Origin of the sequence: Streptomyces sp. LX-29, from assembly GCF_029541745.1 — a bacterium.
Taxonomy (GTDB): Bacteria; Actinomycetota; Actinomycetes; order Streptomycetales; family Streptomycetaceae; genus Streptomyces.
In genome coordinates this window covers 1,757,878-1,783,884 of record NZ_CP089746.1, presented here as the reverse complement: position 1 = coordinate 1,783,884, position 26,007 = coordinate 1,757,878, and the positions used below count along the sequence as shown (strand labels likewise).

General features: G+C 71.6%; 18 protein-coding genes. 13 read left to right on the top strand and 5 right to left on the bottom strand.

Annotated features, from left to right (window positions below; all coding sequences use genetic code 11):
• Positions 1 to 21 precede the first annotated feature (21 nt).
• The 3 genes from LRS74_RS07730 to LRS74_RS07720 form a co-directional block, all read right to left on the bottom strand.
• A complete protein-coding gene (locus LRS74_RS07730) occupies positions 22 to 942 on the bottom strand; it encodes a VCBS repeat-containing protein (protein ID WP_277740308.1) in 921 nt (306 codons plus the stop codon).
• A 130-nt stretch (positions 943 to 1,072) separates the two neighbouring features.
• Positions 1,073 to 4,867 (bottom strand): GH92 family glycosyl hydrolase, encoded by a 3,795-nt coding sequence (locus LRS74_RS07725; RefSeq protein WP_277744645.1) that lies wholly within the window; start codon positions 4,865 to 4,867, stop codon positions 1,073 to 1,075.
• A 291-nt stretch (positions 4,868 to 5,158) separates the two neighbouring features.
• Positions 5,159 to 5,662 (bottom strand): hypothetical protein, encoded by a 504-nt coding sequence (locus tag LRS74_RS07720; RefSeq protein WP_277740307.1) that lies wholly within the window; start codon positions 5,660 to 5,662, stop codon positions 5,159 to 5,161.
• A 398-nt stretch (positions 5,663 to 6,060) separates the two neighbouring features.
• Here LRS74_RS07720 and ngcE point away from each other — a divergent pair, with 398 nt between their 5' ends.
• The 9 genes from ngcE to LRS74_RS07675 all read left to right on the top strand — a co-directional run bounded on the left by ngcE (position 6,061) and on the right by LRS74_RS07675 (position 18,947).
• On the top strand, positions 6,061 to 7,521 hold the full coding sequence (gene ngcE / locus LRS74_RS07715) for an N-acetylglucosamine/diacetylchitobiose ABC transporter substrate-binding protein (RefSeq protein WP_277740306.1): 1,461 nt from the start codon (positions 6,061 to 6,063) through the stop codon (positions 7,519 to 7,521).
• Between the two features lie 156 nt (positions 7,522 to 7,677).
• On the top strand, positions 7,678 to 8,595 hold the full coding sequence (locus LRS74_RS07710; protein WP_277740305.1) for a sugar ABC transporter permease: 918 nt from the start codon (positions 7,678 to 7,680) through the stop codon (positions 8,593 to 8,595).
• A gap of 14 nt (positions 8,596 to 8,609) precedes the next feature.
• Positions 8,610 to 9,527, top strand: a complete 918-nt coding sequence (locus tag LRS74_RS07705; RefSeq protein WP_277740304.1) for a carbohydrate ABC transporter permease — start codon at positions 8,610 to 8,612, stop codon at positions 9,525 to 9,527.
• 267 nt (positions 9,528 to 9,794) lie between these two features.
• On the top strand, positions 9,795 to 10,991 hold the full coding sequence (locus tag LRS74_RS07700; protein ID WP_144382095.1) for an ROK family transcriptional regulator: 1,197 nt from the start codon (positions 9,795 to 9,797) through the stop codon (positions 10,989 to 10,991).
• Between the two features lie 205 nt (positions 10,992 to 11,196).
• On the top strand, positions 11,197 to 12,297 hold the full coding sequence (locus LRS74_RS07695; protein WP_277740303.1) for a substrate-binding domain-containing protein: 1,101 nt from the start codon (positions 11,197 to 11,199) through the stop codon (positions 12,295 to 12,297).
• Between the two features lie 428 nt (positions 12,298 to 12,725).
• Complete coding sequence (locus tag LRS74_RS07690) at positions 12,726 to 13,505, top strand: ATP-binding cassette domain-containing protein (protein WP_277740302.1); 780 nt, start codon at positions 12,726 to 12,728, stop codon at positions 13,503 to 13,505.
• Positions 13,502 to 14,809, top strand: a complete 1,308-nt coding sequence (locus LRS74_RS07685) for a sugar ABC transporter permease (RefSeq protein WP_277740301.1) — start codon at positions 13,502 to 13,504, stop codon at positions 14,807 to 14,809. Before LRS74_RS07690 ends, LRS74_RS07685 begins: the two co-directional genes overlap by 4 nt.
• 368 nt (positions 14,810 to 15,177) lie before the next feature.
• Positions 15,178 to 17,172, top strand: coding sequence for a 1-deoxy-D-xylulose-5-phosphate synthase (gene dxs, locus LRS74_RS07680; RefSeq protein WP_277740300.1), 1,995 nt, complete (start codon positions 15,178 to 15,180; stop codon positions 17,170 to 17,172).
• A 242-nt stretch (positions 17,173 to 17,414) separates the two neighbouring features.
• Entirely contained in the window at positions 17,415 to 18,947 is a 1,533-nt protein-coding gene (locus LRS74_RS07675) for an amino acid permease (RefSeq protein ID WP_277740299.1), read from the top strand.
• Positions 18,948 to 18,979: 32 nt separating this feature from the next.
• Here LRS74_RS07675 and LRS74_RS07670 read toward each other — a convergent pair whose 3' ends face one another.
• Complete coding sequence (locus LRS74_RS07670; protein ID WP_277740298.1) at positions 18,980 to 19,399, bottom strand: NTP pyrophosphohydrolase; 420 nt, start codon at positions 19,397 to 19,399, stop codon at positions 18,980 to 18,982.
• Between the two features lie 48 nt (positions 19,400 to 19,447).
• Here LRS74_RS07670 and LRS74_RS07665 point away from each other — a divergent pair, with 48 nt between their 5' ends.
• Positions 19,448 to 20,485 (top strand): hypothetical protein, encoded by a 1,038-nt coding sequence (locus LRS74_RS07665; protein WP_277740297.1) that lies wholly within the window; start codon positions 19,448 to 19,450, stop codon positions 20,483 to 20,485.
• Positions 20,486 to 20,616: 131 nt separating this feature from the next.
• Here LRS74_RS07665 and hemE read toward each other — a convergent pair whose 3' ends face one another.
• A complete protein-coding gene (gene hemE / locus LRS74_RS07660; RefSeq protein ID WP_277740296.1) occupies positions 20,617 to 21,708 on the bottom strand; it encodes a uroporphyrinogen decarboxylase in 1,092 nt (363 codons plus the stop codon).
• Positions 21,709 to 21,798: 90 nt separating this feature from the next.
• On the opposite strand from hemE, the gene LRS74_RS07655 reads away from it, so the two are divergent.
• The 3 genes from LRS74_RS07655 (at position 21,799) to LRS74_RS07645 (ending at position 25,760) form a co-directional block, all read left to right on the top strand.
• Positions 21,799 to 22,518, top strand: coding sequence for a DUF3000 domain-containing protein (locus tag LRS74_RS07655; RefSeq protein ID WP_277740295.1), 720 nt, complete (start codon positions 21,799 to 21,801; stop codon positions 22,516 to 22,518).
• A 1,050-nt stretch (positions 22,519 to 23,568) separates the two neighbouring features.
• Entirely contained in the window at positions 23,569 to 24,231 is a 663-nt protein-coding gene (locus tag LRS74_RS07650; protein WP_144382104.1) for a response regulator transcription factor, read from the top strand.
• A 242-nt stretch (positions 24,232 to 24,473) separates the two neighbouring features.
• Positions 24,474 to 25,760 (top strand): ribonuclease D, encoded by a 1,287-nt coding sequence (locus LRS74_RS07645; RefSeq protein WP_277740293.1) that lies wholly within the window; start codon positions 24,474 to 24,476, stop codon positions 25,758 to 25,760.
• The last annotated feature ends 247 nt before the right edge of the window (positions 25,761 to 26,007 follow it).

Below are 26,007 nucleotides of genomic sequence, written 5' to 3'. Positions count from 1 at the left end.
TGCGTGCTCGGGCTGGTGACCTCACGAGAAGATCAGGGTGAACTTGCCCCAGCCGGAGGCGACCTTCTTCTTCGCCTTGAAGGGCGCCGACGCCTTGCCGGTGCCCTTGAAGAGCCAGGCGTTGCCGGCCTTGTCGCGGGCGATCAGGTCGGTGCGGCCGTCGAGGTCCACGTCGCCGGAGGAGAGCAGGCGGTTGTAGCCGCCCCAGCCGCCGCCGACCTTGGCGCGCTTGGCGAAGGGCTTGTTCGCGTCGCCGGTGCCCTTGTAGAGCCACAGCACGCCGGCCTTGTCGCGGGCGACGATGTCGGCCTTGCCGTCGCCGGTCAGGTCGTGCTGGCCCGCGATCTGGGTGTACTGGTCCCAGCCGCCGCCGATCCGCTTCTTGGTCTGCAGGCTGCCGTCGGCCTTGGCCAGGTACAGGTAGAGGACGCCGGACTTGTTGCGGGCGAGGATGTCGCTCTGCTTGGTGCCGGCGAGGTTGCCCGGGGACATTAGCAGGTTGTACTGGTTCCAGCCGCCGCCGAGCTTCTTCTCGCCCTTGTCGACGTGCATGAAGGCGAGCGTGCCGTTGGTGTAGCGGCCGTACATGCCGTCGAGGAGACGGTCCTTGTCGTGGTCGACCTGGAAGATCGTGTGGACGCGGTCCTTCCAGAAGCCGGTGTCGACCTTGCCGCCTTCGAGGCCGCCGCGCTTGTCGGGGTGGTAGCCGTAGATGTCACCGGCCTTGGTGACGCCGTAGACGCCGAGGACCGGCGCGTACTTGCTCGCCGCGGCGGCCTTCGGGGCGGCCTGCTGGACGCCCTTGAACGGCGCCGGGACCGGACCCGGGTTGTCGTCGGCCATCGCGGTGCCGGCGGTGGTGCCGACCAGAGCGGCGGCTATCGCCGCGGTCGTCAGCCGCGCCAGGGCGCGGCCGCGGTTACGGCCGGAGGAAAGGGCCACGTGGTGCTCCAAAGTGAGGACAGAGAGACGCGGCGCGCCGCTCGTGGGGCGCACCGCGATTTCTCCTTGATCGTTGCACAGGGTCTTCACGGGTCAACGGGTTCGCCGACCCTGCCTTGTCACCATTTCGTCACCGTTTTCGAGCTTGCCCCAGAAGTTCCATCTCGGTGAGCGTGGCTCTGCTGTCCGTTACCAGCCGGTAGTGCGCGTAGGTACCCGGGTGGGCCACGGCGAAGACCCGCGTCTGCCGGTCCCAGGCGAAGGACTCGCCCTCGCGCCGGTCCAGGTCCCGCCATGTCTCGCCGTCAGCGGAGCCCTGGAGCACCCAGCCCGAGGGGGCGTCACCCCGCCGGGAGGAGGCGAGGGTGTACCGCGTCGCGTGAGCGCCCGGCTGGACCGGCGGCTCCACCGAGGTAAACGCCGCCTCCGTCGCCGAGGTGTCGTCGGTCAGCGGGCCCTCGCCACGCGTCGTCAGATCGGTGTCCGGCGCCGGCACCCCGTCGTCCTTCGTGATCGACGACGGTCCCGCGTCCGGCCCCGTGCCCCACCTCGAGGGCTTCGGCCCCATGGCGAACTCCAGCGTGGCGCCCTCGGCGAGGAGCGCGTGCGGCAGGGCGGTGGAGTTCCAGCGCTTGCCGTCGACCTTCAGGCCCTGGACGTAGACGTTGCGCTCGCTGTTGCGCGGCGCCTTGATGACGAGGTCGCGGCCGCCCTCCAGATGGACGGTCGCCCTGGTGAACAGCGGGGAGCCCACCGCGTACTCGGGGGAGCCCATCACCAGCGGATAGAAGCCGAGGGCGCTGAACAGGTACCAGGCGGACTGCTCGCCGTTGTCCTCGTCCCCGTGGTACCCCTGGCCGATCTCGCTGCCGAGATAGAGCCGGGAGAGCACCTCGCGCACCTTGGCCTGGGTCTTCCAGGGCTGGCCGGCGGCGTCGTACATGTACGTGGCGTGGTGCGCGACCTGGTTGCTGTGGCCGTACATGCCCATGCGGACGTCCCGCGCCTCGGTCATCTCGTGGATGACGCCCCCGTACGAACCGGCGAACTCCGGGTCGGCGGTCTCCGGGGTGGAGAAGTAGGCGTCCAGCTTCTTCGCCAGTCCCTCCCGGCCGCCGTAGAGGTTGGCCAGTCCCCGGCTGTCCTGGGGAGCGGTGAAGGCGTAGCCCCAGCCGTTGGTCTCGGTGTAGTCGTGGCCCCAGACGCGCGGGTCGTAGCGGTCCGCGGGCAGCCGCCAGTCGCCGTTCGCGTCCCGGCCCTGGAAGAAGCCGGCCTTGGCGTCGAAGTGCCGGACGTAGTTGCGGGCGCGGTTGCGGAAGTAGGCGGCCTCCTCCTGGTAGCGCGCCTTCCGGGTCTTCTTGTGGAGCGCCTCGGCCATGTTGGCGATGCCGAAGTCGTTGAGGTAGCCCTCCAGGGCCCAGGACATCCCCTCGTGGGTGCCGGTCGGCGTGTAGCCGAGGAAGACCGAGGAGGCCATGCCCTTGCGACCGACGCCCGAGGACGGGGGCACCACCGTCGCGTTCTTCACCGCCGCCTCGTACGCCGCCTCCGCGTCGAAGTCCACGCCCTTGAGGTAGGCGTCGGCGAAGGCCACGTCCGAGCTGGTGCCGGTCATCAGGTCGGCGTAGCCGGGGGAGGACCAGCGGGAGATCCAGCCGCCGTCCTTGTACTGCTGGACGAAACCGTCGACCATCTCGCCCGCGCGGCGGGGCGTGAGCAGGGAGTACGCGGGCCAGGTGGTGCGGTAGGTGTCCCAGAAGCCGTTGTTGACGTGCACCTTCCCGTCGACGATCTTCGCGCCGGTGTGGGTCGGGGTGTTCTCGCCGACGGGCGGGGAGAAGGGGCTCGCGTACTGGTGGCGCGGCTTCTCGGCCGTTCCCGTGTTCTCGTGGGCCGAGTTGGGATAGAGGTACAGCCGGTAGAGGCTGGAGTAGAGGGTGGTGAGCTGGTCCCGGGTCGCCCCCTCGACCTCCACCCGGCCCAGGAGCGCGTCCCACTCCGCCCGCGCCCTGTCCCTGACCCGCTCGAACGAGGTCCCGGCCGGGAGCTCGCGCTCCAGGTTGGCCTTGGCCTGCGCCACGCCGATGAGCGAGGTGGCGATCCGCAGCTGCACCGTGCGGTCCTCGCCCGGCGTGAAGCGGAAGAAGCCGGTGACGTCCTTGCCGCCGCCACCGGGCAGCATCCCGCTGTCGCTGACGGGCGCGTCGAAGACGCCGTAGACGAACATCCGGGAGGCCCCGGTGGACAGGCCGCTCCTGACGTCGGAGAAGCCGGAGACGACACCGCGCTCGGGGTCCAGGGTCAGCCCGCCCTCGTTGGTCACGTTGTCGAAGATGACGCTCGCGTCATCCCCCGGATAGGTGAAGCGCATGAGGGCCGCGTGGTCGGTCGGGGCGATACCCGCCCGCAGCCCGTTCTCGAAGCGCACCTCGTACGAGTGGGGCCGCGCGGTCTCGCGTTCGTGCCGGAACGGCAGCGCACGGGCGGTGCGCGAGGCGTCCGGGGTGCCGGCCGCGGCCGAGGGCATCACCTGGAAGGTCTGCCGGTCGCCCATCCAGGGGCTGGGCTCATGGCTGGCGCTGAACGCCTGCACGGTGGGGAGGTTGTCCGCGTTGTTGGCGCGGGCGTACTGGTAGAGCCAGTCGGTGGACGCCGCGTTGGTCACCGGGGTCCAGAAGTTGAAGCCGTTCGGCACGGCGGTGGCCGGGAAGGTGTTGCCGCGCGAGAAGGAGCCGCTGGAGTGGGTGCCGCGCGTCGTGACGGCGTAGTCGGACAGGTGCGCCAGCCGCTTCTCGGGCGCCCTCGGGGCCAGGGAGACGTCGTCGATCCAGCCGCGGAACGCCGCCGGGCCCTTGGGGGAGTCGTAGGCCACCAGCACCCGGTCGACCGTCTTGCCCGCCGCGACCGCGCCGATCCGCGCCTCCTTGTGGTTCCACTGGTTGACGTAGAGCGTCTTGGAGGCCGCCTGGCCCCGCGGCGTCAGCCGGGCGCCGTGCTGGTCGACGGCTCCCAGGTCGCTCAGGTAGGTGCCGTCGGTGAAGGCGAGGTCGACCGCGACATGGGTCGCGGGATAGCTCAGATCGGTCTCCGGCATGGACGGGAAGATCCGGTACGACAGCACGGTGTCCCGGCGTATCGCGGTGTCGACGTCGAAGACCTTGTTGTACGAGTACGCCCGGCCGTCCGGGCGGTGCGTGCCCGCGTACCGCAGCGCGCGGGTGCCGGTGAAGCCGGCGTTGGCCTTGGCGGTGGGGGAGCCGGCCGGGCCGCGGTCGATATGGGAGCGCATGTCGGAGGGGGCGGGCGGGGTGGTGTCGGTGCCGCCGAACCGCACCTCGGCCAGTTGGGTGAGCGGATCCCCGGAGTTGCGAGTGATCTCCAGCCGGAAGTGCCGGTACGCCCTCTCGCCGGCGAAGCCGAACTGCCGGGTCTGCTGCCGCTCCGCGAAGACCTCGCCCTCGCGGGTGTCCAGCGTCCGCCATTCGGTGCCGTCGGTGGAGCCCTTGAGCGTCCAGTCGCGGGGGTCGCGACCGGCGGCGTCGTTGGCCGAGGTGAGCGCGTAACGCACCACCTCGACCGGCTCGGACAGCTCGAACTCGAGCCAGGCGGTGGGCTGGAAGACCAGCCACTTGCTGGTGACCTCGCCGTCGACGAGGTTCTCCTTCACCTCGCCGGCCGAGGCGTGCTCGCCGCTGGCCCGCACCGCGGCGACCTTCTCGGTCACATCGCCGGGGATGCCCGAGGAGTACGCGCCGTCGACGCCGGAGGTCCGCTTCTCCCCGTCGGGCCCGGTCTCCACCGTGTCGCGCCAGTCGGGCTGCGGGTCGCCCTTCTCGAAGGAGGAGGCGAAGGAGGTGGAACGGGCGTCGGGCTGGCGTGGTGCGCCGGTGGCCGTGGCCGGGGCCCAGGCGTGGGCGGTGGCCACCAGCAGGGCGGCCACCGCCCACGCCACCGGGCGGCCCCCCGGACGGAGAGCCGCCCCGCCGCCCCGGCGGAGCGTCAGCGGATCGCGGCCGCGGCGCCATCGTCTCTGTCTCATCTCGGCCTCTCAACGAATTAGACAACGTTGTCAAGCGAGTTGGGCAGTGACAAGTAGGGCGCCAGGGGGACGGTGGTGTCAAGGGTGCGGAGGGGACGCGGGCATGACGGAGGGGCCGCCGCCCGACCGGGCGGCGGCCCCCGAACCGCCAGCGACCGCGAGGCGAGGCGGCCGCCGTCAGTTCTTCGTCGCGCTCTTCGTCGCCAGCGTGATCCGGCAGGTCTTGGCCTTCTTCGTCGAGTCGGCCGAGAAGCCCTTCACCTTGACGGTCTTCTTGCCGTTGCCGGGCACCGCGGCGTCGGACGCGATGCCGGAGGTGACGACCTTGTCGTCCTTGTCGGTGAAGCCGACGAAGATGGAGTAGTACTGCGTGGTCGACGAGGAATTGGTGATCTTCACATCGGCGTACGGCATGGAGGACGAGTCCCAGCCGCAGGGGCCCATCTTCGCGTCCGGGGTCACCAGGCCGGTGCCGCCGGTCGGGTCGTCCGACGGGTCGTCGGTCGGTGTGGGGGTCGGCGTGGGTGTGGGGGACGGGGACGGCTTCACGGGCAGCTTGGCCATGCCCTTGCCTATGGCGGCGCCGCTCTTGCCGTCCTCGCTCGACGAACCGCCCCCGGAGCCGCAGCCCGCGGTCAGCGCGAGCGTCGCGACCACCACGGCGGACGTGGCAAGGGGCAACTTCTTAACGAACACTGAGGACCGCCTCTCGACTCGGCGCGCGCACGGCTTCGTGCCGTACGGGCTGGCGTCCCCTACGGTAGGTCGCACAGGTCTCAACTCGGGAAAGACTCCTCACCAAAGCTGCACCCGATCTTGCCCAGTGAAGGAGGAGTGGACTATACCTGTCGGCGTCCGAGCGGCCGTCACGGTGAAACGGCAGCCGACTCCTGGGGGCGGCGTGGCGATGATATGCCGCACTGTTCGCAGGCTTCCCCACGCGCACTCCCAGCACACCTCAGCACGCTCAGCACCACTCAGCTTCCAACCGACCTGCGGTGTCGGACCCCTCGCCGGAGGCGAGCTCGCACGGGAGACCGCTACACCGCCTGAGTCCGCAAGAAGGCGAGGACTTGAGCATGGGATCCACCTCTGACGCCCCCGGTACGAACCGCCCCGGAACCGGCCGCCGCCAGCTGATCAAGCGTTCGGCGGCGCTCGGCCTCATCGCCGCGCCCGGCATGGGCCTCCTCTCCGCGTGCGCCACCGGCGGCGGGGACGACGACGCGGACAAGCCCAAGCAGCCGGAGGGCAAGGTCAGCGCGAAGAACCCGCTGGGCGTGAAGGAGGGCGCCCCGCTGGAGGCGTTCATCTTCAAGGGCGGGCTCGGCGACCAGTACGCCAAGGACGCGGAGGCGGACTACAAGGCGACGTACGACGCCGAGGTCAGGCACACCGGCACCCAACAGGTCGGCCCCAAGCTCCAGCCCCGCTTCGCCGGGGGCAACCCGCCGGACGTCATCGACAACTCCGGCGCCGACCACCTGGACATGAACAACCTGTCCACCCAGGGTCAGCTGATGGACCTGGCACCGCTGCTGGACGCGGTCTCGTTCGACGACCCGGACAAGAAGGTGCGCGACCTCCTCTACCCCAGCACGCTGGAGAAGGGCAGGCACGGCGACACCTTCGACGTCCTCTACTACGCCTTCACCGTCTACGGCTCCTGGTACTCCCGGAAGCTGCTGGACGACAAGGGCTGGGAGTACCCCAGGACCCTGGACGAGATGGTCCGGCTCTGCGGCGAGATCAAGAAGGCGGGCATCGCGCCCTGGACCTACCCGGGGAAGTATCCGTACTACGTCCACTTCAACCTCTTCGCGCAGATCGCCAAGATCGGCGGCATGGAGAAGTGGATCGCGATCGACAACCTCGAACCGAAGGCGTGGACCTCCAACGACGCGGTCAAGCAGGTCGTCGAGCACTATGAGGAGCTGGCCGCCAAGGGCTACTTCCTGGAGGGCAGCGAGGGCCGCACCCACACCCAGACGCAGACCAAGTGGACCAAGGGCGAGGCGGTGTTCATGCCCAACGGCTCCTGGGTGGAGAACGAGGCCGCCCCGACCACCCCGGACGACTTCGGGATGGCCGTCGGCGCGCTCTTCGACGGCGGCTCGGGCGACAGGATGCCGCACGGCACGGTGCGAGCCGAGCCGAGCGAGCCGTTCATCGTCGCCAAGCAGGGCAAGAACCCGATCGGCGGCATGGAGCTGCTGCGCATCATGCTCTCCAAGAAGCACTCGCAGAACTTCGCCAAGAAGGTCAAGTCGCTCACGAGCGTGAAGGGCGCCACCGAGGGCATGCAGCTGACGCCCGGTCTGGCCTCGGCGAGCAAGCTGGTCGCGGACGCCGGCGAGAACCTGCTGACCATCCAGCTCCAGGAGTGGTACCCGAAGCTGACGGACGAGAAGCTCGGCGGCCTGACCAGCGAGCTGCTCACCGGCGACCTCAAGGCCAAGGAGTGGATCCGGAAGGCGCAGAGCTACGCCGACGAGGTGGCCGGCGACGACTCGGTCACCAAGTTCAAGCGCACCGCCTGATCGCCGGCCCGTCGGGGCTCATCGGGGCCCGTCGCGATTCCCCGGGGTGATCCGCCCCGGGGAATCGGACCGGGCCGAATCGGGTCAGTCACGCGGCCGGAGGAGAGGGCTGGGAGCGGTATGCGGAGGAAAGGCGGTCCCCGGAAGGCCGGGGAGTTGCGGAAGAACCTGTTCGTCCTGGGGTTCCTGGCTCTGCCGGTGGCGATTTACGCGATCTTCGTGATCTCGCCCTTCATCCAGGCGTTCCAGATCTCGCTGACCGACTGGAGCGGCGTGCGGGGCGCCGCGCAGTACACCGGGTTCGACAACTACGACAAGCTGCTGCACAGCGACGAGTTCCTGAACGCGCTGAAGCACAACGCGATCATGCTGGCGGTGGTGCCGGTCATCACCCTGGGGCTGGGGCTCTTCTTCGCCTTCATGCTCAACGTCGGCGGCCGCTCGCGCCGCGGCGCGGTGATCACCGGGGTGCGCGGCACCTCCGTCTACCGGTTCGTCTTCTTCTTCCCCCAGGTCATCTCCATCGCCATCATCTCGGTGATCTGGTTCAACATCTACAACCCCGACGCCCGCGAGGGACTGCTGAACTCCCTGCTCGGCACCGTGGGCCTGGACTCCCTGCAGAGCTCCTGGCTCGGGGACAAGAGCCTCGCGCTCACCTGCATCATGGCGGTGATGGTCTGGGCGCACGTCGGCTTCTACGTGGTGCTCTTCTCGGCCGCCATGGCCAACATCCCCCGGGACATCTACGAGGCGGCGCTGTTGGACGGCGCGGGCCGCACCCACACCTTCTTCCGCATCACGCTGCCGCTGCTGTGGGACACGGTGCAGACCGGCTGGGTCTACATGGGCATCATCGCCATGGACGCCTTCGCGCTGGTGCAGATCATGTCCGTGAACATGGGCGGACCCAACGGGGCGACCGACGTGGTGCCGCTGAGGCTCTATCAGACCGCCTTCCGCGACAGCCAGTACGGCTACGCGGCGGCCATGGGCGTCGCCATGCTCGTGGTCACCCTGCTGTTCGCCGTGCTCACCATGCGCTTCGCGCGGCGTGAGCGGATCGAGTTCTAGGGGGTCGCGGACTCATGACGACGGACATCACCGAGGTCTCCCCGCCGGAGGCCGTCCCCCCGGTCCCGCGGCCGCCGCGCGAGCCGGCACGCCGGTCCGAGGGGGCCGTGCTCAACGTCTTCTCCCACGGCATCCTCGTCACCTGGGCGCTCATGGTGGGGCTGCCGCTGGTCTGGGTGCTGTGGAGCTCCTTCAAGACCAGCGACGGCATCCTCAGCGACCCCTGGTCGCTGCCCGGGAAACTGCACTTCGAGAACTGGGGCAACGCCTGGCGTGAGGCGAACTTCGGCGACTACTTCCTCAACACCCTCATCGTGGTCGGGGGCTCGGTGCTCGGCACCATGGTGCTCGGGTCGATGGCCGCCTATGTGCTGGCCCGGTTCACCTTCCCCGGCAACCGGCTCCTCTACTACCTCTTCGTCGGTGGCATGGCGTTCCCGGTGTTCATGCTGGTGATCCCGCTCTTCTTCGTGATGCGGGACTTCCCGGGGCAGAATCTGCTGGCCACCTACCACGGCCTGATCCTGGTCTACATCGCCTACTCGCTGCCGTTCACGGTCTTCTTCATGACGGCGTTCTTCCGGACGCTGCCGACCTCGATCGCCGAGGCCGCGATGATCGACGGGGCCTCGCACACCCGGGTCTTCTTCCAGGTGATGCTGCCGATGGCCCGCCCGGGACTGATCAGCATCGGCATCTTCAACTTCCTGGGGCAGTGGAACCAGTACCTGCTGCCGATGGTGCTCAACCAGGACGAGAAGAAGTACGTGCTGACCCAGGGGCTGGCCCAGATCGCGCTCCAGCAGCAGTACGAGACGGACTGGGGAGCGCTGATGGCGGGGATGACGATCGCCATGCTGCCGGTGCTGATCGTTTACTTCTTGTTCCAACGGCAGGTCCAGGCGGGCCTGACGGCGGGGGCGCTGAAGTAGCCGCGGGCACGCGGCCCGCGCGGCCGGTCGCGACGACGGGCTCACCCTGCGTGGTCGGGGTGGGTCCGTCGTGACGTATCTCACCCAGCCGCTCACCAGGCGTGTTCGATACACCGTGTCCCACCTGTGTCCCGTGAGGACTTGACGGGGGACAACCGAGCCGGCTCGACTTAGAGTTCACATGTTGGAGACAATGCCGGGCCCCATCGTCGTGGCCCGGCCGGTGGTGCGGCCGTCGTGCCGGCGCCGTAGCGGGAGTGGATGGGCGTGGAGACTCCGGGATCGCAGTCGTCGCTGCACCGGGCCAACCTGGAGCGGGTCGTGCGCGCGGTGCGGATGGCGGGCTCGCTCACACAGGCGGAGATCGCCCGGTCCACCGGGCTGTCCGCCGCGACGGTCTCCAATATCGTTCGGGAGCTGAAGGACGGCGGGACGGTGGAGGTCACCCCGACCTCGGCCGGTGGTCGGCGGGCCCGCAGCGTCTCGCTGAGCGGCCACGCCGGGATCGTGGTCGGCGTGGACTTCGGCCACACCCACCTGCGGGTGGCCATCGGCAACCTGGCCCACCAGGTGCTCGCCGAGGAGTCCGAGCCGCTGGATGTGGACGCCTCCGCGGCGCAGGGCATGGACCGGGCGGAGGCCCTGGTGGGCCGGCTGATCGAGGTCACCGGCATCAGCCCCGACAAGGTGATCGGGGTGGGTCTCGGCGTGCCGGGGCCGATCGACGTGGAGACCGGCGCACTCGGCTCCACCGCGATCCTGCCGGGCTGGGCGGGCACCAATCCCCGCGACGAGCTGGCCGCCCGGCTGGGCGTCCCGGTGCACGTGGACAACGACGCCAACCTGGGCGCGCTGGGCGAACTGGTCTGGGGTGCCGGGCGGGGGGTCGCCGACCTGGCGTACATCAAGGTCGCCAGCGGCGTCGGCGCGGGGCTCGTGATCAGTGGGCAGATCTATCGCGGCCCCGGCGGCACGGCGGGCGAGATCGGGCATATCACCCTGGATGAGTCGGGTCCGGTCTGTCGCTGCGGCAACCGCGGTTGTCTGGAAACGTTCGCCGCCGCCCGCTATGTGCTGCCGCTCCTGCACTCCAGTCATGGCGCCGATCTCACCGTGGAGCGCATGGTCCGGCTGGCCCGGGACGGCGACCCCGGCTGCCGTCGGGTCATCGCCGATGTGGGGCGGCATATCGGTAGCGGAGTGGCCAATCTGTGCAACCTGCTCAATCCCAGCAGAGTGCTGCTCGGTGGACATCTCGCCGAGTCCGGCGAGCTGGTGCTGGGCCCCATCCGCGAGTCGGTGGCGCGGTACGCGATCCCCAGCGCGGCACGGCGGTTGTCGGTGATGCCGGGCGCGCTGGGCGACCGCGCGGAGGTGCTCGGCGCCATCGCCCTGGTGCTCAGCGAGATGGGCGACTCCACGCTGCTGGACGGCTCGCCGCTGGGAGCACCGTCGCTCAACTGACCGGTGCGGTCCGGAGGGGGCCCCGCGGCGACGGCTCGCCGCGGGGCCCGCTGCGCGCTCGTTCAAGGCTGAGTTCAGACAGATAACGAATGGCACCGTTGCCATCTCGTTAAGGATTTACTTCTTGACGTCATGCTGACGGCCGAGTTGACTTCCAGCCACCTCGGCCGCAATGACGCGGCCTCGTCAGGGAGGTCACCCCCATATGAACGCCACGATGCGTCGCGTCCTCATGGCCACCGCCGCTGTTTCGATGGCCGCGTCCCTCGCCGCCTGCGGCTCCGCGAAGGAAGCCGGAGACAAGGACAAGGGCGACAAGAAGAAGACAGGTCCGCTCACCATCGGTCTGCTCCTCCCGGAGGACCAGACCGCGAGATACGAGAGCTTCGACCGCCCCCTGATCACCGACAAGATCAAGGGGCTGTGCGCGGAGTGCACCGTCCAGTACGCCAACGCCAAGTCGGACCCGTCGGTGCAGCAGCAGCAGGTCGACTCGATGATCACCAAGAAGGTGGACGTGATCATCCTCGACGCGGTCGACTCCAAGTCCATCGCCAGCTCCGTGAAGAAGGCCGACGAGGCCGGCATCCCGGTCGTCGCCTACGACCGGCTCGCCGAGGGCCCGGTCTCCGCCTACACCTCCTTCGACAACGAGGAGGTCGGCAAGGTCCAGGGCAAGGCGCTCCTCAAGGCGCTCGGGGACAAGGCCGAGGACGGCAAGGTCGTCATGCTCAACGGCTGGGAGGCCGACCCCAACGCCGCCCTCTTCAAGAAGGGCGCGCTGTCCGTCCTGGACGGCAAGGTCGACATCGCCAAGTCCTACGACGTGGACCGCTGGCTGCCGGACAAGGCCAACGAGGCCATGAGCGGCGCCATCTCCTCGCTCGGCAAGGACGAGATCATCGGCGTCTACTCCGCCAACGACGGCATGGCGGGCGGCGCCATCACCGCGCTCAAGAGCGGCGGCTTCTCCTCCCTGCCGCCGGTGACCGGCCAGGACGCGGAGCTCGCGGGCGTGCAGCGCATCCTCGCCGGTGAGCAGTACATGAGCGTCTACAAGCCGTACGAGCCCGAGGCGACCGCCGCCGCCGAGATGGCGCTGGCCCTCGGCCGCGGCGAGAAGGTGGCCGCCTCCGCCACCGTCGACAGCGGCAGCGCCAAGAAGATCCCGGCCACCCTGATCACCCCCCTGGCACTGACCAAGGACAACATCAAGGACACCGTGGTCAAGGACGGCCTGTGGAAGGTCGACGAGATCTGCACCGCCAAGTACGCGTCCGCCTGCAAGTCCGCGGGCCTGAAGTAGCCGACGGCCCGGGCCGTCGCTGAGGCGGCCCGGCCACGCACCACCGGGGGGCGGTGTCCCGCTCCGCACGGCCGGACCGGCCGGGCGGCGGGGCCGCCCCGCACGGGCGCGGCCGCCGCGCCGGCACACCCGCCCCGCGGGCCCCGCCACAGGGTGGAGCCACCGCCGGCCGGCGGGGCGCCCGACCACCGCCGGCCGGCGCACGCCCGAATCCCACGGGCCCGCCCTCCCGGGGCGGCGTACGGCCCACGGGCCCGAGGCCCCGAAGCGGCCACCCCGCACCGGCCCACCGCACCCACCCCGGTGCCGGATCCGGAGCCCTCAAGGCCCCGGATTCCACCCCCAGACGCTGGCGAGGGGAGCCGGCCCGCCCGGCACCCCCTCTGCAATCCGCAGGGTCCCCCTGCCCTAGATCGGAGAAGGCCATCGTGCCGAACGAACCCGTACTTGCGTTGCGCGGGATCTCCAAGCGGTTCGGCGCCGTCCAGGCGCTGACCGACGTTCACCTGGAGGTCCACGCCGGTGAGGTGGTCGCCCTGGTCGGCGACAACGGCGCCGGTAAGTCCACCCTCGTCAAGACCATCGCCGGAGCCGGGCCGGCCGACGACGGCGTCGTCGAGTGGTGCGGCAAGCCGGTGACCATCCAGCGCCCGCACGACGCCCAGGAGCTGGGCATCGCGACCGTCTACCAGGACCTCGCGCTGTGCGACAACATCGACGTCGTCGGCAACCTCTTCCTGGGCCGCGAGATCCTGCGCCGCGGCGCACTGGACGAGGTGGAGATGGAGCGCCGCTCGCGCGAGCTGCTCAGCACCCTCTCGATCCGCATCCCCAGCGTCCGCATCCCGATCGCCGCGCTCTCCGGTGGCCAGCGGCAGACCGTCGCCATCGCCCGCTCCATGCTCGGCGACCCCAAGCTGGTGATCCTCGACGAGCCCACCGCCGCCCTCGGCGTCGAGCAGACCGCGCAGGTCCTCGACCTGGTCGAGCGGCTGCGCGAACGCGGCCTCGCGGTGATCCTCATCAGCCACAACATGGCCGACGTCAAGGCGGTCGCGGACCGGGTCGCGGTGCTGCGCCTGGGCCGCAACAACGGCACCTTCGACGTCCGCACCACCTCTCAGGAAGACATCATCTCCGCCATCACCGGCGCCACGGACAACGCCGTGACCCGCCGCAAGGCGCGTACCGCGGAGGCCCAGAAGTGACCACCGACCTCAACAAGTCGAGCAGCGCGCAGGAACCCGGCGCGCAGGAATCCGTCGACGAGGCCCCCGCCGCCCCGGCGGCCGTCGCCGCCGTCGACCCCCGGCTGCTGGTGCGCCAGCAGGGCGTCAAGGGCTACCTCCAGGAGCTGGGGCGCAAGCTGCGCAGCGGCGAGCTGGGCGCCCTCCCGGTCATCGTCGGCATCGCCGTCATCTGGGCCGTCTTCCAGGTCAAGGACGACGCCTTCCTCTCCCCGAAGAACCTCTCCGACCTGTCGATCATCATCGGCGGCACCGGCCTGATCTCGGTCGGCATCGTCTTCGTGCTGTTGCTCGGCGAGATCGACCTGTCGGTCGGCTCGGTCAGCGGCCTGGCCGCGGCGACCACGGCGGTGCTCAACGTCAAGGAGGGCATGCCCGAGGTCCCGGCGATCCTCATCGGCCTCGCCGTCGGTACGGCCCTCGGCGTGGTGCACGGCTACTTCTTCGCCAAGATCGGCGTGCCGGCCTTCGTGGTCACGCTGGCCGGCCTGCTCGCCTGGAACGGCCTGATGCTCCAGGTGCTGAGCAGCACCGGATCCATCCAGCTCGACGACGACAGCCTGCTGCGCACCCTGTCCACCCACTACTTCTCGGACATCGCCGCCGCGTACGCGGCGGCGGCGCTGGCCGTGGGCGCCTTCTTCCTGGCCCAGTTCCTGGACGCCAGGCGGCGCAAGGAGGCCGGCATCCCGGCCCGGCCGATGGGCGAGATCCTGGTGCGCACCGCGGTGCTGGCCGTGATCGCCTTCGCCGCGGCCTGGAAGCTCAACGAGTACATGGGCCTGCCGCTGGCCCTGGTGATCTTCCTGGTGGTGCTGGTCGGCCTGGACTTCGTGGTGCGCCGCACCTCCTACGGCCGCAAGGTGATCGCGCTCGGCGGCAGCGTCGAGGCCGCCCGCCGCGCCGGCATCAACGTGGACGCCGTGCGGATCTCGGTCTTCGCGCTCTCCGGCTTCCTCGCGGCCTGCGGTGGTCTCATGATCGCCTCCCGGGTCGGCACCGCCAGCCAGCAGGCCGGTACCGGCAACCTGCTGATGGAGGCCATCGCCGCCGCGGTCATCGGCGGCACCAGCCTCTTCGGCGGCCGCGGCTCGGTCTGGTCGGCGCTGCTCGGCATGCTGGTCATCGGCTCGATCTCGTCCGGCATGTACCTGCTGAGCGTGGGCAACTCCGTCCAGTACATGATCACCGGTGCGGTGCTGCTCGCCGCCGTGGTGATCGACTCGGTCTCCCGCAGGACACAGAAGACAGCCGGCCGCGGCTGACCCGGCGGGCCGCGGGTCGACCTGTCGGCCGCTCCCGGCGCCCCGCGCGCCCGCCGCGCCCCGTGCCCGGCACCGTCCCCTGGGCGGTGCCGGGCACTCCTGCGTGCGGCCCACGTGGGGCGCCGGGGCGCCACGCGTGCCCCCGGGGGCCCGGTGTCGGCTCAGGGGCCCGGTGTCGGCTCCGGTGCCGGCTGTGCCGGTGCCGGGTGCCCTCCTGCCCGCCCTTCGGACGCGGGGCCCGCGTGTATCCCGCCCCTTCGCGTGACATACATCGCATAGGCCGATCTCCCGGCTCCCGGGCGGAACATTAGACTCGTCGGACCCGGCCCCCACCGGGCCCGGACACACTCGACAGCAAGGAGGCACGGGTGACTCTGCTGACCCGCATCAGGGGACCACGCGATCTGGACCGGCTCAGCCCGGAGCAGCTGGATCAGCTGGCGGCGGAGATCCGTACCTTCCTCGTGGACGCCGTCTCCAAGACCGGCGGACACCTGGGCCCCAACCTCGGCGTCGTCGAGCTGACCATCGCCCTGCACCGGGTCTTCCAGAGCCCCAGGGACAAGGTGCTCTTCGACACCGGCCACCAGTCCTACGTCCACAAGCTGCTCACCGGGCGGCAGGACTTCTCCAAGCTCAAGAGCAAGGGCGGGCTCTCCGGCTACCCCTCGCGGGCCGAGTCCGAGCACGACGTCATCGAGAACAGCCACGCCTCCACCGTGCTGGGCTGGGCCGAGGGCATCGCCAAGGCCAACGAGGTGCTCGGCCGGGAGAACCACCACGTCGCCGCGGTGATCGGCGACGGCGCGCTGACCGGCGGCATGGCCTGGGAGGCGCTCAACAACATCGCCGCCGCCAAGGACCGCCCGCTGGTCATCGTCGTCAACGACAACGAGCGCTCCTACGCGCCCACCATCGGCGGCCTCGCCAACCACCTCGCCACCCTGCGCACCACCGACGGCTACGAGCGCTTCCTGGCCCGCGGCAAGGACATCCTGGAGCGCACCCCGGTCGTCGGCCGGCCGCTCTACGAGACGCTGCACGGCGCCAAGAAGGGCCTGAAGGACTTCATCGCCCCGCAGGGCATGTTCGAGGACCTGGGGCTGAAGTACGTCGGCCCGATCGACGGCCACGACATCGAGGCCCTGGAGTCCGCGCTGCAGCGCGCCAAGCGCTTCCGTGGCCCGGTCATCGTGCACTGCCTCACCGAGAAGGGCCGCGGCTACCAGCCCGCCCTCCAGGACGAGGCGGACCGCTTCCACGCGGTGGGCAAGATCCACCCGGACACCGGTCTGCCGATCGCGAGCTCCGGCGCCGACTGGACCTCCGTCTTCGGCGACGAGATGGTCCGGCTCGGCGAGGAGCGCGCGGACATCGTCGCGATCACGGCGGCCATGCTGCAGCCGGTCGGCCTGGACAAGTTCGCCAAGCGCTTCCCGGACCGGGTCTACGACGTGGGCATCGCCGAGCAGCACGCCGCCGTCTCGGCGGCCGGCCTGGCCACCGGCGGGCTGCACCCGGTCGTCGCCGTCTACGCCACCTTCCTCAACCGCGCCTTCGACCAGGTCCTGATGGACGTGGCGCTGCACAGGTGCGGCGTGACCTTCGTCCTGGACCGGGCCGGGATCACCGGCACCGACGGTGCCTCGCACAACGGCATGTGGGACATGTCGATCCTCCAGGTCGTCCCCGGCCTGCGGATCGCCGCGCCGCGCGACGCCGACCAGGTCCGCGCCCAGCTGCGCGAGGCCGTCCAGGTCACCGACGCCCCGACCGTGGTCCGCTACTCCAAGGGCGCGGTCGGCCCGGCGGTGCGGGCGGTCGGCCGGGTCGGCGGCATGGACGTGCTGCGCGAGCCGGGCGCCGGTGTGGACCGCCCCGACGTGCTGCTGGTCTCGGTCGGCGCGCTCGCCCCGATGTGCCTGGAGATCGCCGACCTGCTCGACAAGCAGGGCATCTCGACGACCGTGGTCGACCCGCGCTGGGTCAAGCCGGTCGACGAGGCGCTCCCGGGGCTGGCCGCCCGACACCGGGTCGTGGTCACCGTCGAGGACAACAGCCGGGTCGGCGGCGTCGGCTCCGCCGTCTCCCAGGCCCTGCGCGACGCGGGCGTCGACGTCCCGCTGCGCGACTTCGGCATCCCGCCGGTCTTCCTCGACCACGCCTCCCGCAAGGAGGTCATGGCCGAGATCGGGCTGACCGCACCCGACATCGCCCGCCAGGTGACCGGCCTGGTCGCCAAGATCGACGGTCGTTTCGACGACGAGCGGGTCGAGGCGGCCGGGGACGCGGAGTCCACCGAGCCCGAGCAGCTGGCCGCGGGCGACGGGGCCGAGGTCGCCGGGGGCACCACCCCGCGGTAGCCCGGGGCACCCGCGGGTCGCCGGCACGACCGCCGGCCCGCGCCATCCGACCGCACCACCGGTTCACCGGGCCGGTCGACGCATCCGTACGGGACCGTCCGACGGATACGCCGACCGGCCCAGCGCGTTCCCGCCCGTCGCTCCCCATCGGATGAATTCGTGCGCCCCGGCAGGTGTACATACCTCCTCCGGCCCCCGGCAACCAGAACCATGACGCCGACGGGCAATCGTGGAGGTGCGCCGTGAGCGTGAAGGAACCCACCGGAGGCGGCTCAGGCAGCGTCTTCCGGACGAAGTCGATCGAACAGTCCATCCGGGATACGGAAGAGCCGGAGCACGCGCTCAACCGCTCGCTGTCCGCCCTCGACCTCACCGTCTTCGGCGTCGGCGTCATCATCGGCACCGGGATCTTCGTCCTCACCGGGGTCGCGGCCAGGGAACACGCCGGCCCCGCGACCGCGCTGTCGTTCGTCACGGCCGGCATCGTCTGCGCCCTGGCCGCCCTCTGCTACGCCGAGTTCGCCTCGACCGTCCCGGTGGCCGGGTCCGCGTACACCTTCTCGTACGCGTCCATCGGCGAGCTGCCGGCCTGGATCATCGGCTGGGACCTGGTGCTGGAGTTCGCGCTGGGGACCGCGGTGGTCGCGGTCGGCTGGTCGGGCTATGTGCGCTCGCTGCTCGACAACGCCGGCTGGAAGCTGCCCGACGCCCTGTCAGGGCCGGACGCCCCGGGCCCCTTCGGCTTCGACCTGCTCGCCTTCCTGCTGGTGCTGCTGCTCACCGGGGTCCTGATCCTGGGCATGAAGCTGTCCGCCCGCCTCACCGCGGTCGTCGTCGCCATCAAGGTGACCGTGGTGCTGATCGTCATCATCGCCGGCGCCTTCTTCATCAAGGCGGCCAACTGGCAGCCGTTCATCCCCGAGTCCGAGACCAGGGAGGGCGGCTCGGGCCTCGACGCGCCGCTGGTGCAGCTGATGTTCGGTTACGAACCCACCAGCTTCGGCGTCCCGGGCATCTTCACCGCCGCCGCCGTGGTGTTCTTCGCCTTCATCGGCTTCGACGTGGTCGCCACCGCGGCCGAGGAGACCCGCAACCCGCAGCGGGACATGCCCATCGGCATCCTGGGCTCGCTGCTGATCTGCACCACGCTCTACGTCGCCGTGACGGTCGTCGTCACCGGCATGCAGCACTACACCAGGCTCACCATCGACGCCCCGCTGGCGGACGCCTTCAAGTCCACCGGGCACCCCTGGTACGCCGGCCTGATCAGCTTCGGCGCCGCCGTCGGCCTGATCACCGTCTGCATGATCCTGCTGCTGGGGCAGACCCGGGTCTTCTTCGCCATGAGCCGCGACGGGCTGCTGCCGCGCTTCTTCTCCAAGGTGCACCCGCGCTACGCCACCCCGTACCGCTCGACCATCCTGCTCGGCTGCGTCATCGCCGTCGTCGCCGGCTTCACCAGCATCTCCGAGCTGGCGGAGCTGGTGAACATCGGCACCCTGTTCGCCTTCGTCGTGGTCGCGATCGGCGTCATCGTGCTCCGCCGAACCCGCCCCGACCTGGACCGCGCCTTCCGCACCCCCTGGGTGCCGGTGCTGCCCATCGCCTCGGTCGCCGCCTCGCTGTGGCTGATGCTCAATCTGCCGGGCGAGACCTGGGCCCGGTTCGCGGGGTGGATGGTGGTCGGCTTCATCGTCTACTTCGCCTACGGGCGCGGTCACAGCCGGATGGTGGGGGCGGCGGGTCGGGTGGACGACCTGCCGAAGGCGGGCTAGGAGCGCCGGCGGACCGGGCGCATGAGGCCGGGTCAGGAGCGGTCGGCCGCCGGCCGGACCGTGCGGGGCCCGGCGACCTCCGCGCCCAGAGCGGCCACCCGCTCACGGAGTTCGCGGTCGGCGGTCACCACCAGGCAGTCCCGCCCCGGCTCCCGGGCCGCGACCAGCTCCACCATGCGGTCGTCGCCGCTGCCGGGGGCTGCGACGACCCGCACCTCCGGCACGGGCTCGACGTCGCGCGCCGCCCCCTCGACGACCAGCACGATCTCCAAGGGCCCCCGCTGCGCCCACGGCGGCAGTCCGGGCCGCTGCCGCAGGCCGCGCGCCGCGTAGTCCGCCAGCCGGTCGCGCAGCCGCTCGGCGGCGGCCCGCCGGTCTCGCCACCAGCCGTCGGGCACCGAACCGACGACGTTGGCCGCGTCGACGATGACCAGGGGGAACTGAGCCGTCACGGGAAATATTATGGTCAGTATTCGAGCGGGAAAGGTTGGCGGCGAGCCATGGCGTTGCGGTTGCTCCGCGGCAAGGACGGTCGGCTCACGGCCTACGCGCCGGTCGCGGGCGGTATTGCCCGCTGGACCGAGACTGAGCCCGGCGGGCCCGACTGGGACGGCCCGCAGGTCTTCGAGGCGCCGGGGCTGTCGGACATCTGTGTGGCCCAGGGCCGGGACGGCTATGTCCACCTGGTGGGGCTGCGCCGCAGACCGGTCGGTGACGAGCGCACCGATCTGGAGGTCGTGCACGCCACCCAGTACCAGACGGGTCGGCCGATGACGGCCTGGCACTCCCTGTCCACCCCGTACCCGAAGGACTGGCGCAAGGCGCTGCGGATCGGCCCGCCGTCCGCCGCCGTCGACGCGAACGGGGCGCTGTACGTCTTCATACGCAACGCCGGGCGCGGCGTGTGCGTCCGACGGCAGGACGCCAAGGGCACGTGGGGCCCCTGGGAGGACCTCAAGGGCCGGGACGTGCTGGACGGGCTGTGCGCCACCGCCACCGGCGACGGGCGGGTGGAGCTCCTGGCGACGACCGGCGAGGGCGCGCTGCGCTGGTACCAGCCCGAGCCCGGCGCCCGGCTGCGGCGCGGCGACGACGTGCCCGCGCGGCCCAGCCCCGACTCGGTGTCGGCCGTCGAGAGCAGCCGGGACACGGTGACGCACTACTGGCGCGACGCGCTGACCGGCGCGGTGCTCGCGTACCGCCCCGACGGTGACGGCGCGGTCTCGCTCGGCGGCGAGGCCGGCACCGGGCCGGTCGCGGTGGCCCGCGCGGAGATCGCCGGGCATGACTGCACCGTCCTGGCGCACCGGGAGGCCGAGAGCGGCCGGCTGGCCGTGGCCGCGCACCCCACCGAGCAGGAGTCCGCGGGCGTGTGGTGGACCCCCACCGGCGACCCCGGCACCGGCGCTCCCGCCCTGGCGGTCGACGGCGTCGGTCGGCTCGTCGTGGCCACCCTCAGCGCCGACGGCGGGCTGCACGTCGCCCGCCAGAAGAGCTCCGAACCGGGGCTGGCGCTGGGCGGCTGGCGACGGGCTTGAGCCGGCCCGCCGGTAGGCCGGCCGGCGCGTGCGCCGGGCTCGGAATGAGAACGGTGGTGGCGCGCCCGCTGGCGCGCCACCACCGGTGGCGTTCGGCAGCGGCCTGGACTTCGCCGGCCGCCGGCCGTCGACTACTGGCGCGCGGTGCGCGCGTGGACGTGCTCCACCAGTCGGGTGAGGGCGTCCGGGTCGGTGTTCGGCAGGACACCGTGGCCCAGGTTGAAGACATGGCCCTCCAGCCCGGCGGCGGCCGCCAGCACCTCGTCCGCCTTGGCCTCGACGGCCTCGCGGGGCGCGAAGAGGACGGCCGGGTCGAGGTTGCCCTGAAGCGCCTTGCCGGGGCCGACACGACGGGCGGCCTCGTCCAGCGGGACGCGCCAGTCGACGCCCACGACGTCCGCGCCGGCCTCGCCGAGCAGGCCGAGGAGCTCGCCGGTGCCGACGCCGAAGTGGATGCGGGGCACGCCGTAGCCGGCGACCGCGTCGAAGACCTTGGCGGAGGCGGGCATCACGCTGCGCCGGTAGTCGGCGGGGGCCAGTGCGCCCACCCAGGAGTCGAAGAGCTGGACGGCGGAGGCGCCGGCCTCGATCTGCACCTTCAGGAAGGCGGCGGTGATCTCCGAGAGGCGGTCCAGGAGGTCGGCCCACAGCTGCGGGTCGCCGTACATCAGGGCCTTGGTCCGCTCGTGGTTGCGGGACGGCCCGCCCTCCACGAGATAGCTGGCGAGAGTGAACGGAGCGCCCGCGAAGCCGATCAGCGGGGTGCTGCCGAGCTCGCCGACGAGCATGCCGATGGCCTCGGTGACGTACTTCACATCGTCCGGGTCAAGCGCCCGCAGCCGCTCCAGGTCCGCGCGGGAGCGGATCGGCTGCTCGACGACCGGGCCGACCCCGGGCTTGATGTCGAGGTCGATGCCGATGGCCTTGAGCGGCACCACGATGTCGCTGAAGTAGATCGCGGCGTCCACGCCGTGGCGGCGCACCGGCTGCAGGGTGATCTCGGTGACCAGGTCGGGCCGCATGCAGGAGTCGAGCATGGCCACGCCCTCGCGGACGCGGCGGTACTCCGGCAGCGAGCGCCCTGCCTGGCGCATGAACCACACCGGCGTGTGCGGCACCGGCTCCCGCCGGCAGGCGCGCAGAAACGCCGAGTCGTACGCCGCGCTGCGGCCGGTCTGCTGCCCGGCGCCGGGCCCGTCGGGGACGCTGTCGGAGACGCTCATGCCCCAAATCTTCGCACGGGCCGAACGAGTGACCCGACAACCCGGGTGTCCCTCCCCGGTTGCGGCCCTGTCAACGCCTACTCTTCCGGCATGGCAGCGGCTCAGGGACACCTCGCGGACGGTGCGGACAGCACGGATGGTCAGGGCGGCGCTCCCATCGCCTTCCGGCACGCGGTTGCCGGGTTGCGCGGCGCACGGCCCCGGCCGGAGGTGGAGCTGGAACCGACCGCGCCGCCGCGCCGCCTGGCGCCGTACGCGTACGCGCTGGAGGCGGTGGTGGCCGTGGACGCGTCGGGGCAGGCCGCCCAGGGCGGACCGTCCGGCGTGCCCGGTGTCCCCGGCGGGCCCGCCGGCCACGGCGAGGAACCGGACGAGCTGGCGGAGGGGCGGCTGATCCTGCTCCACGACCCGGCCGGGCACGATGCCTGGCGCGGCACGTTCCGGCTGGTCACCCTCGTCCACGCCGACCTCGAAGCGGAGATGGCGGCGGACCCGCTGCTGCCGGAGGTGTGCTGGTCCTGGCTGACCGGCGCGCTCCAGGCGCGCGGGGTCTCCTACGGCGAGCCGAGCGGCACCGTGACCCTCGCCAGCTCGCACCACTTCGGCGGGCTGGCCGACCGCGAGCCGTCCACCCGCATCGAGATCCGGGCCTCCTGGACCCCCTCCGACGAGGCGGGCCCCCCGGACACCGCCAGCCATCTGGCCGCCTGGTGCGATCTGCTCTGCCAGATCGCCGGCCTGCCCCCGGCCGGCGCCGCCGACTCCGGCGTCGTCTCCCTCCCCCAGCGCCGCGGCCCCCAGCCCCGCTGATCCGAATCGACGCCGCGCGCCCGTACGGACGCCCGCCCAGCGGCGGCGGGTCGGGAGGGCCGGCCTGATCGCCGTCGCCGTCCGGCGGCCGCGGACCATGTGCCTCGCAGAATCCGTTGACCGTGCACTTGCTCTACATCAATCAATCCCACGCAGGGATATGCCTCGCAGGATTCCTTGACCTGATACTTGCTCTGCATCAAACGATTTCGCGAAGCCATTCCTCGGAGCGAGCAGAGGTGGGCCTCCACGATCGGTCCGCAGACCGCGGGCAGGCGGAGGGGCTCCGCTCCGGCGCGGTCTTCACGGTCCGTCCCACTCGGCGGCGGTCGGCAGAGGTGCCCAGGCAGGCCCTCCCTCCTCCGCTGCCGCCTTCTTTGCGCCGAAGGCGCGAGACGAGAGCCGCACCCGACAGAGCCGCATGCCGCCCCGCGGCGCCTTGCCGTCCAGCGCCAGCGGGCCGGCAGCCTCGTGCGCGCCCCCATGCGTGCCGCCTACCCGCCCCATGCGCGCAGCCGTACGGCCCGTGGGCGGCCCGTGTGCGGCCCGACGCGGCCGCATGGCCCGACGGCCGGTCAGGCGAGCTGTACGTCCACCCAGAGGCCGTACAGAGCTGTGCGCCCACCTACAGGCCGTACAGGGCGCGGATGAGCCCCGGCGGGCCTGCCGTGGCGGGCGGACGAGCCGGCTGGGGTCGGGGCTGGAGGGTGGCGCCGGTGTGCGGCACCGTGTCGAGGGGGGTCGCTCGGGTGGGCGACACCGCCCACCGGTCGGGTTCGGCCGGTTGACCCAACGCGGTCACCCCGCTGGGCGACCCGAGGCTCACGGGGCTGACCGGGGGGTCGGGCGGGGCGGTGGACGCGGTGCGGACTGACCTCACCGAATCACCGCAAGCGGCGCCCTCGTGATCGATTCGCTGATCGATCGGACGTCTCAATTGTCCGAATTGTTACTCACTCGATCGTGATCATTCCCTAAAGCCCGGCCATGTGGGTGCCGAAGCACCAGATGACCGTCCCCACCCACTCCCCACCTCCACAAGGAGGCCCGGTGTCTGTTCTCCTTGAGCAACCTTCCAGCCTGGTCGCCTACCGCCCGAACAAGCCGACGGCCATGGTCGTCGTCGCCGACCCCCGCGTCCGCTCCACCGTCACCCGCCATCTGTGGGCCCTCGGCGTACGGGACGTCATCGAGGCGTCGTCGATCGCGGAGGCACGCCCCCGGATCGGCAACCCCCGGGACATCTGCGTCGCCGACGTCCACCTCCCCGACGGCTCCGGCCTCACCCTGCTCTCCGAGGCCCGCGCCGCAGGCTGGCCCAACGGGCTCGCGCTCTCCGCCGCCGACGACATCGGCGCCGTACGCAACGCCCTGGCCGGCGGCGTCAAGGGCTACGTCGTCACCGGCACCCGCACCAACCTGGGCATTCCCGGTCGCCCCGGAGCGGCCCCGATCGGCGCGGCCGCCGCCCGGCTGCACCGTCGCCCGCCGGGCGCACCCGGCCACCCCGGCGGCTACCGCGAGCTGTCCGGTCGCGAGGTCGAGGTGCTGAGGCTGGTTGCGGAGGGCCAGTCCAACAAGGCCATCGGCGTGTCGATGGGTCTTTCCGCGCTCACCGTCAAGAGTCATCTCGCCCGCATCGCGCGCAAGCTGGGCACCGGAGACCGGGCCGGCATGGTCGCCGTCGCGCTGCGCACCGGCATCATCCACTAGCGCGGCGCCCCACAGGCCCGGCGGCGGCGCCGGGGCCGGCCCTGACGGGGCGGCAGAGTCCAGGAAGGCCGCCGACAGCCGCCAGGGGCACCGAAAGTCACCGACGGACACCGCCGTATCCTTCCCGATCCCCCCGTCCACCCCCATCTGTACCGCTTGTTTACACATATCCCGCGCCCGTCGACGGAACGTTCCGTCGACGGGCGCCCTGCGCCACCCGCTCGCCCGGATACTCTTGACTGGTGACCGACGCCCAAGAGACCGCAGCAGACACGACACTGCGAACCCCGGAGGACGGCCCTCCGAACGGCCTCCCCCCGGCGCCGGTCCCCTTGTTGGAGCCTCGCGAGGGCATCCCCGAGGTGATCGCGGACCAGGAGTCGCTGGACGCCGTGGTCGCCGCCTTCGCCGCCGGACACGGCCCGGTGGCCGTGGACGCCGAGCGCGCCTCCGGCTACCGCTACGGACAGCGCGCCTACCTCGTCCAGCTGCGCCGCGCCGGCGCGGGCACCGCCCTGATCGACCCGGTCGGCTGCCCCGACCTGAGCGCGCTGGGCGACGCGATCGGCGACGCCGAGTGGGTGCTCCACGCCGCCACCCAGGACCTGCCCTGTCTGCGGGACATAGGCATGGTCCCGGCGCGACTGTTCGACACCGAGCTCGCCGGCCGGCTGGCCGGGTTCGCCCGGGTCGGCCTCGGTGCCATGGTCGAGTCCGTCCTCGGCTACGCCCTGGAGAAGGGCCACTCCGCCGTCGACTGGTCCACCCGCCCGCTCCCCGAGCCCTGGCTGCGCTACGCCGCCCTCGACGTCGAGCTCCTGGTCGACCTGCGCGACGCGCTGGAGGCGGAGCTGGAGCGACAGGGCAAGCTGGAGTGGGCCCGGCAGGAGTTCGAGGCCATCGCCGCCGCCCCGCCGCCCCCGCCGCGCAAGGACCCCTGGCGTCGTACGTCGGGCATGCACAAGGTGCGCCGCCGCCGGCAGATGGCGGTCGTGCGCGAGCTGTGGACCGCCCGCGACCTGGTCGCCCAGCGCCGGGACGTCTCTCCCGGCAAGGTGCTCAGCGACGCCGCGATCGTCGAGGCCGCGCTGGCGCTGCCGGCCGGCACCCGCTCCCTCGCGGCGCTGAACGGCTTCGGGCACCGCATGGGTCGCCGTCAGCTGGAGCAGTGGCAGGCCGCCGTCGACCGTGCCCGCGCGCTGCCGGAGGCGGAGCTTCCGCAGCCGGGCCAGCCGGTGGCCGGGCCCCCGCCGCCGCGCGCCTGGGCCGACAAGGACCCGGCCGCGGCCGCCCGGCTCTCGGCGGCCCGCGCGGCGGTCACCGCGCTCGCCGAACGGCTCGGCCTGCCGCAGGAGAACCTGATCACGCCGGACACCGTGCGCCGGCTGTGCTGGGAGCCTCCGATCGAGGCCACCGCGGACTCCGTGGAGCGAGCGCTGGCCGCCCATGGCGCGCGCCCCTGGCAGATCGAACAGGTCACGCCCCTCCTCGTCGCCGCGCTGACCACCGGCAGGGCCGCCAAGCCCTGACCGTCGAGTGACGCGCGTGGACCCGGCGCGGCTTCCACTCGTACCCCCGCACCATCACCGCCCCGGCGGGCCGGCTTCCCGGCCCCCGGGGCGGTTCACGTGCGGCCCCGTCCCGCGGGGGCGCGGGAGCGGTTCCACCGAGCGCGCACTCCGTGTCCGAACCCCGCCGCCGCCCGCGCCGTGTGACGTTCACCGCTACGGCGTAGGGGACTGGGCAGCTTGGTTACCCACAAGTAGCATGACGGTA